Origin of the sequence: Catenulispora acidiphila DSM 44928 (assembly GCF_000024025.1) — a bacterium.
In the GTDB taxonomy this organism is placed as follows: Bacteria; Actinomycetota; Actinomycetes; order Streptomycetales; family Catenulisporaceae; genus Catenulispora; species Catenulispora acidiphila.
Window position 1 is genome coordinate 2754832 of record NC_013131.1, and the last position, 12463, is coordinate 2767294.

9 protein-coding genes are annotated in these 12463 nt (G+C 71.6%); 8 read left to right on the forward strand and 1 reads right to left on the reverse strand.

Annotated features, from left to right (window positions below):
- Positions 1–481: 481 nt before the first annotated feature.
- The 6 genes from CACI_RS51095 (at position 482) to CACI_RS12165 (ending at position 6562) form a co-directional block, all read left to right on the forward strand.
- Entirely contained in the window at positions 482–1129 is a 648-nt protein-coding gene (locus tag CACI_RS51095; protein WP_190276748.1) for a hypothetical protein, read from the forward strand.
- Positions 1130–1137: 8 nt separating this feature from the next.
- Positions 1138–1347, forward strand: coding sequence for a hypothetical protein (locus CACI_RS12145; RefSeq protein ID WP_012786649.1), 210 nt, complete (start codon positions 1138–1140; stop codon positions 1345–1347).
- Between the two features lie 75 nt (positions 1348–1422).
- Positions 1423–1647, forward strand: a complete 225-nt coding sequence (locus CACI_RS12150) for a Sec-independent protein translocase family protein (RefSeq protein WP_012786650.1) — start codon at positions 1423–1425, stop codon at positions 1645–1647.
- 17 nt (positions 1648–1664) lie between these two features.
- Complete coding sequence (gene tatC, locus CACI_RS12155) at positions 1665–2630, forward strand: twin-arginine translocase subunit TatC (protein ID WP_012786651.1); 966 nt, start codon at positions 1665–1667, stop codon at positions 2628–2630.
- An 80-nt stretch (positions 2631–2710) separates the two neighbouring features.
- Complete coding sequence (locus CACI_RS12160) at positions 2711–3637, forward strand: diacylglycerol kinase (protein WP_012786652.1); 927 nt, start codon at positions 2711–2713, stop codon at positions 3635–3637.
- 69 nt (positions 3638–3706) lie between these two features.
- Positions 3707–6562, forward strand: a complete 2856-nt coding sequence (locus CACI_RS12165; protein WP_012786653.1) for a DEAD/DEAH box helicase — start codon at positions 3707–3709, stop codon at positions 6560–6562.
- 278 nt (positions 6563–6840) lie between these two features.
- Here CACI_RS12165 and CACI_RS12170 read toward each other — a convergent pair whose 3' ends face one another.
- Positions 6841–7764 (reverse strand): 5'-3' exonuclease, encoded by a 924-nt coding sequence (locus tag CACI_RS12170; RefSeq protein ID WP_041541607.1) that lies wholly within the window; start codon positions 7762–7764, stop codon positions 6841–6843.
- A 230-nt stretch (positions 7765–7994) separates the two neighbouring features.
- Here CACI_RS12170 and CACI_RS12175 point away from each other — a divergent pair, with 230 nt between their 5' ends.
- Complete coding sequence (locus CACI_RS12175; RefSeq protein WP_143765765.1) at positions 7995–9191, forward strand: ABC transporter substrate-binding protein; 1197 nt, start codon at positions 7995–7997, stop codon at positions 9189–9191.
- Between the two features lie 29 nt (positions 9192–9220).
- A complete protein-coding gene (locus CACI_RS45435; protein WP_012786656.1) occupies positions 9221–12451 on the forward strand; it encodes a HAMP domain-containing sensor histidine kinase in 3231 nt (1076 codons plus the stop codon).
- Positions 12452–12463: the final 12 nt, after the last annotated feature.

Genomic DNA, 12463 nt, shown 5'->3' on the forward strand with positions numbered 1-12463 from the left:
GGAGGGCGCGGAGGGCGCGGGTACGGCGGGAGCTTCAGATTGGTTCGAAGCCGGATCCGCAGGCACTTCCGCTCAGGACGCGAGCGAGCCCGCCGCGCTCCATGTGCTCAACCCCGGGCGAGGCACAGCTGCCGCCGATGTCCCGACCGCGCCTGCTGAGCTCCGCGACCCGAGCTCTGCGCATGATGCGGCTGCTGCCGATGTTTCGATCGCGCCTGCCGAGTCCCGCGAGCCGAGCTCTGCGCACCACGCGGCTGCCGCCGATGTCCCGACCGCGCTTGCCAGGCGCCGCGAGCCCGGCCCTGCGCGCCATGCGTCTGCTGCCGATGTCCCGACCGCGCTTGCTGAGCTCCGCGACCCGAGCTCTGCGCACGATGCGTCTGCCGCCGATGTCCCGACTGCGCCTGTCGGGCTCCGCGTGCCCGGCTCTGCGCACCACGCGTCTGCTGCCGATGTCCCGACCGCGCCTACCGAGCTCCGCGTGCCCGGCCCTGCACCGGCGGTCACTGAGATCCGCGAGCAGGGCGCCTCGGTCCCGCCTGTCGCCGAGCTCCGCGAGCCCGCAGCTCCGAGCGCACCCGAGCCGGCTCCCACTCCCGCTGCCAAAACTCCCGCCGCCGAAACTTCCGCAGCCTCCGAACCCGCCGCAGCCCCCGAACCCGCCGCAGCCCCCGAACCCGCCGCAGCCCCCGAACCCGCGGCAGCCGCCGAACCCGCAGCGTCCGAACATCCGGCTCCCGACACCGACCCCCGAGTCCGTCTCCGAGCCCTGACCGGCGGGCTCGCAGATCTCTCCGATGCGATGGCTGCGATCGGTATCGAGTCCGTCGCCCTCCGTAGCCCTGGTGCGTCCCGCCCGGCCTCGCCGCAGGTGCCGCAGCCTCCGGAATCCGCCCCTGCCGCCGACTTCCGCGTTCGGTGTCCGGACTGCGGACCGCAGTACGTCGCGGTCTCCGACCTCCGTTTTGTGGAGACCGGGGACGGCGCGGAGGCGAATCGCTACCTGTTCACCTGCCCCGCGTGCGGGGCGCGGGTGCGGCGGCCGGCGGGGCCGGAGCTGGCGGCGATCCTGAAATCCGCCGGTGTGGCCACCCTCGCCCTGCGTCGCGGGCCGGGTCAGGCTCTATAGTTTCCAGCATGTACTGGGTCCTGCTGATCGCGATCACCGCTGTCGTCGTCCTGGTGATCACCGCCGCGTTCGGCTGGCGGGTGTTCGCCGCGGCCAAGGGGCTGATCCGGGAACTGAAGAAGACCACCTCGGTTCTGAACGACGCGAGTGAGACATTGCGCGGAGTTCAGGAAATGGAGGGCGTCAAGGCGATGCGTGCACGGGCCCAGCACGATTAGTCTTCGCATCGTGCCCGTGTTCATATCCGTGACGCCCGCCGGCCCGCGGCCTGTCGCAGCGAAGGGGGTCGGCCCGTGTTCATGAGGCTGATCGAGATCGGTCTGATCGTACTGGCGGGGTGGGCGCTGTTCGGGCGCAACCGGCTGACGGACTCGGTGCGCAACGTCCGCAAGTCCGCGCGGATCATGAAGTCCGAGATGCAGGCCGCGGCGGATGACGTGGAGCTGCCCGAGGACAGAACGATCCCCGGAACGATCGTCGACGGCGGCGCCCAGCGCGCCGACAAAGCCCAGAACTGAAGGATTCGGCCGAAACGATGACCACACAGGCCAGCGCGAACGGGACCCGGCCCCAGGGCAAGAGCAAGCCGTCGAAGATCGTGAAGGTCCCGAAGGACCCCGAGGGCCGCATGCCGCTCGGCGACCACATCCGCGAACTGCGCACCCGGCTGTTCCGCGCCTCGGTGGGGATCGTCCTGGGCGCCATCGTGGGCTGGTTCGTCCACGAGTGGGTGATCCAGCTGCTGGAGAACACGGTCTGCAACGACATGAGCGTCCACGGGGTCGGCCAGCCGACCCCGCAGTGCAAGAACGGCCTGGTGACGATCACCGGTCCCACCGCGGGCCTCGCGCTGAGCCTGAAGGTCTCCTTGATGGTCGGCATGCTGCTGGCCTCCCCGGTGTGGCTGTACCAGCTGTGGGCGTTCATCGCCCCGGGCCTGCACCGCAACGAGAAGAAGTACAGCCTGGGCTTCGTCGCCGCCGGCGTGCCGCTGTTCGCCGCCGGCGCCGCCCTGTGCTACACCATCTTCTCCACGATCATGCGGGTGCTGCTCGGCTTCACCCCCAAGGGCGTCAGCAACATCCTGCCGCTGGACACCTTCATCAACTTCTTCCTGCGCATGGTGCTGATCTTCGGCGTCTCCTTCGAGATCCCGCTGATCGTCGTCGCGCTGAACTTCGCCGGCGTGCTGTCCGCCGAGCGCCTGAAGAAGTCCTGGCGCTACGTGACCTTCGCCATCTTCGTCTTCGCCGCCGGCGCCGTCCCGACCGGCGAGCCGCTGGGCATGACCGCCCTGGCCGCCCCGATGTGTCTGCTCTACTACGCGGCCATCGGCATCGCCGTCCTGAACGACCGGCGCCGCGCCGCGCGCAACATCAACGCCGGCCTGACCCCGGACGAGGCGTCCAACCTCGACCTGAGCCCGGTCCCGGTGGAGCAGGCGCGTCCGGTCGAGCAGGTCCGCCGCGGCTTCGACGACGACTACGACGACCTCACCTGACACCCGGCCGTGACGCCCGGCGATAACGCGCTGATCACGGCGCCATGACGCAGGAGGGCACGCGCTGCTAACGTTCGCGCGTGCCCAGACCCGACCACGTCGTCGCCCTGATCAACCCCACGTCCGCCAAGGGCGCGGGCGCCCAAGCCGGCCAGCGTGCCGTCGCCGCCTTGCGCGCCGCCGGGATCGAGGTGACCGACATCGTCGGCCGCGACGCCTTCGAGGGCGAGCAGCGGGCCGGCGACGCCCTGCTGAAGAACCACGACGCGGCCCTCGTGGTGGTCGGCGGCGACGGCATGGTCTCGGCCGGACTGCGGCTGCTGACCGGCGACCCGGAGCGCGTGCTCGGCATCATCCCGGCCGGCACCGGCAACGACACCGCGCGCAGCCTGGGCATCCCGCTGAAGGACCCCGAGGCCGCGGCGCGCGTGATCGCCTCCGGCGAAGAGGGCCGCATCGACCTCGGCGAGGCGACCGTCGGCACCGGCACCTCCGCCGAGGTGGTCCGCCGCTTCTCCACAGTGCTCGCCTGCGGTCTGGACTCCAAGGTCAACGACCGCGCCAACCAGATGAGCTGGCCGCGCGGCAAGCGCCGCTACGACCTGGCGATGCTGCTGGAGCTGCCGCGCTTCAAGGCGCCGCGGTTCCGGATCGTGCTGGACGGCAAGAGCGTGGACACCGAGTGCATGCTGGTCGCGGTCGGCAACGGCCCGTCCTACGGCGGCGGCATGCTGGTCTGCCCCGAGGCGCGCATGGACGACGGCAGCTTCCAGCTGACCGCGGTCCGCAAGATCTCCAAGCCGACGCTGCTGACGATATTCCCCAAGGTGTTCTCCGGCCGCCACGTCAACCACCCCAAGGTGAACGTGCACCACGCCGCCGACGTCGAGCTGCACGCCGAGAACGTCAGCTGCTGGGCCGACGGCGAGCGGATCGGCGCGCTGCCGGTCACCCTGCGCACCCTTCCCGGCGCGTTGAGGGTGTTCCGGCCCGCTCCCGCGAGCTGAGGAAAGCACCGAAGGAGCCTCCCGGCAAACCTGAGGCGCAGCGATCAAGCTTGCGGTTAGGCTGGAGGCATGTCATCGCCCGCTGAGCCCCCGCGGGCTCCCGATGTGCCTGCCCTGTCGGAGTTCCAGCGCTTCCGGGGCGGCTACGACTTCGATCTCGACGGGTTCCAGATCGAGGGCTGCCGCGCGCTGGAGGCCGGGGACAGCGTCCTGGTCGCCGCCCCGACCGGGTCGGGCAAGACCGTCGTGGGGGAGTTCGCCGTCCACCTGGCGCTCGCGCAGGGCGTCAAATGCTTCTACACCACGCCGATCAAGGCGCTGTCCAACCAGAAGTACTCCGATCTGGTCGCCCGGCACGGCGCGGCCAACGTCGGCCTGCTGACCGGCGACAACACGGTCAACGGCGAGGCGCCGATCGTCGTGATGACGACCGAGGTGCTGCGCAACATGCTCTACGCCGGCTCCGGCACGCTGTCCGGGCTCGGCTACGTCGTCATGGACGAGGTCCACTACCTCGCCGACCGCTTCCGCGGCGCGGTCTGGGAAGAGGTCATCATCCACCTGCCGGAGTCGGTGCGCCTGGTCGCGCTCTCGGCGACGGTGTCCAACGTCGAGGAGTTCGCCGGCTGGCTGCGCACGGTGCGCGGCGACACCAAGTCGATCGTCTGGGAGCACCGTCCGGTGCCGCTGTGGCAGCACGTGCTGTCCGGCCGCCGGATGTTCGACCTGTTCGCCAACGGCGCCGACGGCGAGGCGATGCCCGGCGCCAACGGTCAGGGCGGGATCTCCGCGGCCCGCGAACTGCGGGTCAACCCCGAGCTGGTGCGGTTGAACCGCGAGAGCTCGGAATCCATGTACAAGCGGGGCGGGCCTCGCGGCGGTGGCGGCGGCGGTGGCAACCGGGGTCAGCGCGGCCGGGTCCAGCGGCGCGGCCGCGGCGGCTGGGTCCCCAGCCGCGTCGACGTGATCGAGAAGCTCGACACCGAGGGCCTGCTTCCCGCCATCACCTTCATCTTCAGCCGGGCCGGCTGCGACGCGGCGGTCCAGCAGTTCCTGCACGGCGGTGTCAGGCTGCTGAACGCCGACGAGCGGGCCCGGGTCAAGGCGCACGTGCTGGAGCGCACCGGGCGGATCCCGTCGGAGGATCTCAACGTCCTGGGCTTCCACGACTGGTTCGACGGTCTGCAGCGCGGCGTGGCGGCCCACCACGCGGGCATGCTGCCGACGTTCAAGGAGATCGTCGAAGAGCTCTTCGTCCAAGGTCTGGTCAAGGCGGTGTTCGCCACCGAGACGCTGGCGCTGGGCATCAACATGCCGGCGCGCACCGTGGTGATGGAGGCGCTGACCAAGTGGAACGGTGAGAACCACGTCGACCTGACCGCCGGGGAGTACACCCAGCTCACCGGGCGCGCGGGCCGGCGCGGGATCGACATCGAGGGCCACGCGGTGGTGCTGTGGCGCGCCGACCTGGACGCCAAGGCGCTGGCCGGGCTGGCCGGCACGCGGACGTACCCGCTGCGCTCGTCGTTCAAGCCGTCCTACAACATGGCGGTCAACCTGGTCGGGCAGTTCGGCGCCGAGCGTGCGCGCAACCTGCTGGAGACCTCCTTCGCGCAGTACCAGGCCGACCAGGCGGTCGTCGGGCTGACCCGCCAGGTGCGCAAGAACACTGACGCGCTGGACGGCTACTCCGAGGCCATAACCTGCCACCTCGGCGACTTCGACGAGTACATGACGCTGCGGCGCCAGCTCTCCGAGCGCGAGGCCGACCTGTCGCGGCAGGGCGCTGCGAACCGCCGTGCCGCCGCGCTGGAGTCGCTGGAGAGGCTCCAGCCCGGCGACATCATCGTGGTGCCCGCGGGCAAGCGCGCCGGCGTGGCCGTGGTCCTGGACCCGGGGATACCGGCCTCGACCGCCGGCCGCCCGAAGCAGCTCACCGGCGACGGCCCGCGCCCGGTGGTCCTCACCGTCGACCGCCAGGTCGTCCGCCTGTCGCTGACGGACTTCCCCAGCCCGGCCGAACCGCTGGACCACATGCGCGTCCCCAAGTCCTTCAACGCCAAGTCGCCCCAGTCCCGCCGCGACCTGGCCACCGCCCTGCGCAACAAGGCAGGCGACAAGGAGATCCCGCCCTACCGCAAGACCCGCTACCGCTCCGAGGCGACCGACGACACGGAGATCAGCCGCCTGCGCAAGGCCATCCGAGCCCACCCCTGCCACGGCTGCCAGGACCGCGAGGACCACGCCCGCTGGGCCGAGCGCTTCCACAAGCTCGACCGCGAGACCAAGCAGCTCCAAAAGCGCGTCGCAGGCCGCACCAACAGCATCGCCCGCGTCTTCGACCGAGTCTGCGGCCTCCTGGAACAACTCGGCTACCTCGACGGTGACCAGGTCACCCCGATCGGCAAGCGCCTCGGCAGGCTCTACACCGAACTGGACCTCCTGACCGCCGAAACCCTCCGCGCGGGCCTGTGGGAAGGCCTGACCCCGCCCGAACTCGCCGCCTGCGTCTCAGCCCTGGTCTACGAAGCCCGCCGAGCCGACGACGCGGGCCCACCCCGCCTCCCCGGCGGCGCCGTCCCCAAGACCCTCGACGAAATGGTCCGCCTCTGGGCCAAACTCGAGGACCTGGAAACCGACCACCACCTCGAGTTCCAACGCGAACCCGACCTCGGCTTCGCCCTCCCGGCCTTCCACTGGGCCTCCGGCAAAGCCCTGGAAGAAGTCCTGTGGGACGTAGAAATGCCCGCAGGCGACTTCGTCCGCTGGTGCAAGCAACTCATCGACCTCCTCGGCCAAGTAGCCAACGCCGCCGCCGAACTGAAAGCCACCGACGGCAAGAAGAGCACCGTCCGCGAAGCCGCCCAGGAGGCCATCGACGGCCTGCGGCGCGGCGTGGTCGCCTACTCGATGATGAACGGGTGATGGGGGAGAGGCTCGCCGCCGACTGATGTGTCGGCGGCAGGCGTTATACATGACTAAAAGGGGCAAATCTGCCCTAACAAAATGCCAGCGCGACGCCCGCCGCCGGCTGACCCGTATGGCGCTCGCCGCGGGCTGATCCGTGCGGCGCTCGCTGCCGACCGGCATGCCGAACGTGTCGGCGGCGAGCGTTATACATGTATATAAGGGGCGGTTATGCCCTAACAAAATGCCCCGCCGCCGATCGACCACATCGTCGGCGGCCGACATCCGCCCCACCCCTACCGCTCCGCCATCACCCGCGTCAGCCGCGCCACCGCCGTCTTCACCCCGAACTTCTCCGCCAGCATCGCGGCCATGATCGGGTCCTTCGGCTCGCGCGGCAGGCGGTCGTCGTGCTCCACCACCGGGGCGTCGCGGACCACGCGCACCACCGTCGGCGCCGCGTCGAGGTAGCCCGCGGCCTCCGCGATGCGCTTGCGCTGCGCCGGCTTGAGCGTCGAGGCCGGGTCCTCGGCTGCCGCGCGGACGCCTGCCAGGTCCTTGTACTGCGAGATCAGCGCGGCTGCGGTCTTCTCGCCGATGCCGGAGACGCCGGGCAGGCCGTCGCTCGGGTCGCCGCGCAGGGCTGCGAAGTCCGCGTACTCGCCGCCGGTGATGCCGTACTTCTCGCGCAGGATCTGATCGGTGACCACTTCCAGCTTGGTCACGCCCTTGCCGATGTTCAGGACGCGGATCTCTCGGGTGTCGTCGACCAGCTGGTACAGGTCGCGGTCCATCGTCACCACGTCCACCGGGCCGCGGCCGTCCCAGCGTTCGGCCAGGGTCGCCAGGACGTCGTCGGCTTCGAAGCCGGGTGCTTCGGCGCGGGCGATGCCCAGCGCGTCCAGCGCGGCCTCGATCACCGGGACCTGCGGGCTCAGCAGGTCCGGGACTTCCTCGACGTCCACGCCTGCGCCGCCTGCCGGCGCCTCCTCAAGTACCCGGTGCGCCTTGTACGACGGGATGGCCTCCACGCGGAACGCCGGGCGCCAGTCCGCGTCGAAGCACGCCACGAGCCGGTCCGGCTTGTACGTGTTGATCAGATAGCTGACGGACTCCACGGTGCCCCGCACCGCGTTGACCACCATCCCGTCCGGCGAGCGGATGGTGTCCGGCACGCCGAAGAAGGCGCGGAAGTACAGCGTCGGGGTGTCGAGCACCATCAGGCGCTCGGGGTTCTTCGCCATGCGCTGATCCTAGAGGGCGCCGCCGACGCGACCGGATTCGACGCGGGGCCCAGGCCTTTCCATACGCTCCCTGATTCTCTACCGACCATACGATCGTGTAGTGTGCAGCGCGTCGCGTACGGTTGCGTGCCGTCCGTGTCCCCCTACGCAAGGCTCTGGCATGACAAGCGACGAGTGAGCAGAAAGCGCCCCGGTCTATGGCGATAATGCGGTCGGTGTCCTCTGGACACCGACACGGGTCCCTCGCGGCGCGCCTGGCCGCCGCGGTCGCCGCGGTGGCGCTGGTCGCGGGCTGCTCGTCGGGTCCGGGGTCGGCCGCGCCCGGAGCCTTCGCGGCTCCGCCGGTGCCGATGGCCGAGCCGGGCGCCGTCTCCGAGGGCGACCTGTACATGGTGGTCTGGGACGGTTACGCCGAGAGCCAGTGGGTCGTCCCGTTCGAGCGGCAGTCCGGCTGCACAGTGCACGCCGACAGCGCCGGCAGCTCCGACGAGATGGTCGCCGACGTCAAGTCCGGCCGCTACGACGTGGTCTCCGCCTCCGGCGACGCCAGCCTGCGGCTGATAGCCAGCGGGGACGTCGCCCCGGTCGACGTCTCCAAAGTCCCCAGCTACCCGCAGATCTACCCCGACCTGACGAACCAGTCCTGGAACTCGGTCAACGGCGTGCCCTACGGCATCCCGCAGGGCCGCGGCGCCAATGTCCTGATCTACAACAGCGCCAAGGTCAAGACCCCGCCGACCTCGCTGGCCGCGGTGTTCGACCCCGACCCCTCGGTCGCCGGCCACGTGTCGGTCTACGATTCCCCGATCACCATCGGCGACGCCGCGCTGTACCTCATGCAGTCCCAGCCGGCCCTCGGGATCAAGGACCCTTACTCGCTGGACAAGGCCCAGTTCGACGCCGCCGTCGCGGTCCTGACCAAGCAGCGCGCCGCGGTCGCCGACTACTGGCCGAACACCGCCGCCCAGCAGGCCGGTTTCACCAAGGGCGCGGACACCATCGGCACCGGCTGGCAGGTGGTCGTCAACGGCCTGCAGGGCGCGGGGCACAAGGACATCGCCACCGCCACCCCGTCCGGGGGCACCACCGGCTGGTCCGACACCTGGATGGTCAGCTCCACGGCGAAGGACCTGACCTGCGCCTACAAGTGGCTGGCCTACGTCTCGACGCCCACCGTCAACGCCGAGACCGCGCAGTACGTCGGTGAGGCGCCGGCGAACGCTCAAGCCTGCGCCAAGGCCGCCGTCGGCTTCTGCGCCGCTTACCACGCCGACGACAAGGCGTACTGGCGCAACGTCCACTACTGGACCACCCCCACCGCCCACTGCTTGGACGACAGCGGCCGCGACTGCGTGCCCTACTCGCAATGGGTCGCGGCCTGGAACCGGATCAAACAGCAATGACCGCACGGGGCAAGGGAGGCGGTGCGGAGATGACGCAGGGCTCGGGCGCCGACGTCGCCAACACCACCAGACCGGCGGTCCGCAGCCGGCTGCCGTTCCGGCGCCGCATGGACCTGCTGGTCGTGCTGCCCACGATCGCCATGGCCGCGCTGATGACCCCGGTCGCGGTCCACGAGGTCAACGTGGCCGGGCAGTGGAACTCCGCGGCGGACTTCCTGTCCTCGTCCAAGTCCGTCAGCCAGCTGATCCAGGACCTCTCGCTGGAGCGGGACAAGGCCCAGGCGGCGATGAGCGGCGACCCGGACAAGGCCACGGAGTACACCGCCGCGATCGCCACCACCGACACCCAGGTCGCGCAGGTCACCGCGGACTTCGGCCGGCACGCGACGCCGACCCTGACCGCCGCGCTGGCCGCCGTCTCCGACCTGAGCTACGTGCGCGAACTGCCCGCCCGCGAGGGCATGTCGCAGAACTATGTGCTGCAGGCCCACGTCCAGCAGCTGGTCGACACCGTCTACGGCGCCATCGACTCGCAGATGGTCTCGGCCCTGGACTTCGCCGGGCACGCGGCCGGCGGCGGCCCGGCGGCCTCGCTGGAGGCGGAACTGGCCGCGCTGTACTCCGGCGACATGGCCGAGAGCCAGCGCGAGGCCTCGCTGACCGCCTTCGCCTCCGGGCCCACCGAGTACAACGCCGGCGAGGAGTACGGCTCCTCCCTGCGCTGGGACCAGGTCGCGCAGGTGCAGTTCAGTCTGGTGCAGGAAGCCGACTCGAACTCCGACCGCCGGGCCATCAGCTCCCTGCTCAGCTCCGCCCAGGCCGAGATCTTCCGGAGCTACCAGGACAAGGCCGAGGTGATGTACGGCAAGGCCTTCGACCCGGTCCGCGGCGTCAACGGCGACACCCAGGTCAACCTGCAGGACATCCAGACCCTGAACGACCGCACCACACTGACCACGGCCTTCGAGACCGCGAGCAACCAGCGGGCCGGAGCCGAGGCGCAGATCACCGACCGCATCATCGGCCTGGCCCGGGACAACGCCCAGCAGGCGGAGATCACCGTCGCCCTGCTGATCGGCGTCGGGGTGCTCGCCGCCGGCGCGCTGATGGTGCTCTCCGGGCTGATCCGGCGCTCGGTGGTGCGCCCGGTCGTGGCGCTGACCGGCGCCGCCACCCGCGTGGCCCGCGCCGCCGCGGCCGACCTGGAACGCGTCACCGACGAGGACCTCGGCGAGCGCGGCGACCTGCCGGAGTTCGAGGCGATCCCGGTGCCGACCGACGACGAGCTCGGCGACCTGGCGCAGGCGTTCAACAAGGTGCAGGAGACCGCGCTGCTGATGCTGGAGCGGCAGGTCACCATCCGGCGCAACACCGCGGAGATGTTCGGCAACGTCGGGCACCGGATCCACAACCTCACCGGACGCCAGCTCTCGATCATCGACCAGGTCGAGCGCACCGAGACCGATCCGGTCCTGCTGGACCGGCTGTACCGCATCGACCACCTCGCGGTGCGCCTGCAGCGCGGCGCCGACAGCCTGATCCTGCTCTCCGGCGAGCGCGAGGCGAACATCTCCGGCGCGCCGATGCGGCTCACCGACGTGGTGCGCTCGGCCGTCGGCCGTGTCGAGGGCTACCAGCGGGTGGTGCTGATCGCCGAGGACGACGCCATGGTCGCGCCCTCGGCGGTCGGCGACATGACCCTGATGGTCGCCGAACTCGTGGAGAACGCGGTGTCGTTCTCCCCGGCCAGCCAGCGCGTGGAGATCGCGGTCGGGCTCTCGGCGCGCGGGTTCGTGATCGAGATCGTCGACCGCGGCATGGGCATGTCCCCGGAGCAGATGGCGCAGGAGAACGCGCGCCTGGTGCGCCGCGAGCGCCTGGACCTGGCGCCGACGCGGGTGCTGGGACTGTTCGTGGTGGGCCGGCTCTCGGTGCGGACCGGCGCCGCGGTGGAGCTGTCGCCGACGACCGGCGGCGGGACCACGGCGCGGGTGTACGTGCCCGGATTCCTGCTCGCCGGACCGGTGACCGAGGCGGCCGGGATCCGGGCGCCGCGCGGCGACGCCGCCGAAGCCGCCGCGACCGGCACGCCGGCCGCGGGCTCGGCGCCCGCCGCCAACGGGGTCCCGGCGCTGCCGTCGAGCCCGGCGCAGGCGCACGCTCAATCGTTGGAGATGCGGGGACGGCCGCCGCTGACCCCGGCGCAGCCGCTGCACGCGCCGCCGCCGGCCGTGCCGCGCGTCGCCCCAGCCGCCCCCGCCGCCCCCGCGCTGCCGCCGGGCGCCGAAGGGCTGCCGCGGCGGGTTCCCGGTGCCACGCAGCCCGCTGAGGCGTTCAGCCTGCCGGCGCCGACGACGGAGTTCGACGCGTACGCCGCTCCCGGTGCCGCGTCTGCCGGAAACGGCGCCGGACCGGCCGGGACAGCGGGAACAGCCGGAACAGCCGGAACAGCCCAGCTCCCGCCGTATCAGCCCGCTCCGATCGACCCCGCCGCGGCGAACGCCGTCGACGGCCACGCCGGATCGCCCTCAGCAGCCTCCCTCGCACCGTCGCCCTCGTATCAGCCGATCCAGCCCCAGACGCCGGCGGGCCACCAGCCCCACCAACCGCCGACCGCCGGGCCGGACGGCTCCTCGCTCCAGGTGTCAGGCCTCGACGGCCTCGACGCGCTCGGACAGCCGGGTGCCCTCGACACCCCCGGAGCCCGGTACTCGCTCGGCCCGCTGGCGCCGGTGCCGCCCGAAGGCCTCGGCCGGCGGCGCGCGCTGGCCGGCGGCGAGAGCCAGCACCTGCCGCACCAGCCCGTGCCCGAGCCGCGCCGGGGGACCGAGATGCTGCCGGTGCGCCGGCCGCCGGCGGTCCAGACGCCGCCCGGGGCACCCGCTCCGGAAGCGCCTGGAATGATCCCCTCCCACCAGCCGGCGCCGGAGCCGCCGCGGTTCGCCGCCGCGCCCCCGCCGGCCGCGCCGCCCGGCACCGCCGCGCCGAGCGCCACCACCCCGCAACCCGCCGACGGAGCCCTGCCCCGCCGGGTCCGCAAGACGCCCCCCTCGCACCCGGACTGGCCGACGACGCAGATGCCGCCGGTGACCGGACCGGTCCCGCCGCAGGACGCGCGGGCCGTGCGGGACGCGCTGGAGGAGTTCGAAGCGGGAGTGGAACGAGCGAACCGCGACAGCGCCGAACAGATACCGATCCGCCGGCAGTCGGCCCGCCACGCGGGCCCGACCACGCCGGAGCGGGACGGGGAAGACCAATAGGAGGACGACACC

Bases quoted from the DNA above. Each gene is read 5' to 3' on its own strand.
- CACI_RS12145 (WP_012786649.1), top strand. From the start codon at position 1,138: ATGTACTGGGTCCTGCTGATCGCGATCACCGCTGTCGTCGTCCTGGTG.
- tatC (WP_012786651.1), top strand. From the start codon at position 1,665: ATGACCACACAGGCCAGCGCGAACGGGACCCGGCCCCAGGGCAAGAGC.
- CACI_RS12165 (WP_012786653.1), top strand. From the start codon at position 3,707: ATGTCATCGCCCGCTGAGCCCCCGCGGGCTCCCGATGTGCCTGCCCTG.
- CACI_RS12170 (WP_041541607.1), bottom strand. From the start codon at position 7,764: ATGGTGCTCGACACCCCGACGCTGTACTTCCGCGCCTTCTTCGGCGTG.
- CACI_RS12175 (WP_143765765.1), top strand. From the start codon at position 7,995: ATGCGGTCGGTGTCCTCTGGACACCGACACGGGTCCCTCGCGGCGCGC.
- CACI_RS45435 (WP_012786656.1), top strand. From the start codon at position 9,221: ATGACGCAGGGCTCGGGCGCCGACGTCGCCAACACCACCAGACCGGCG.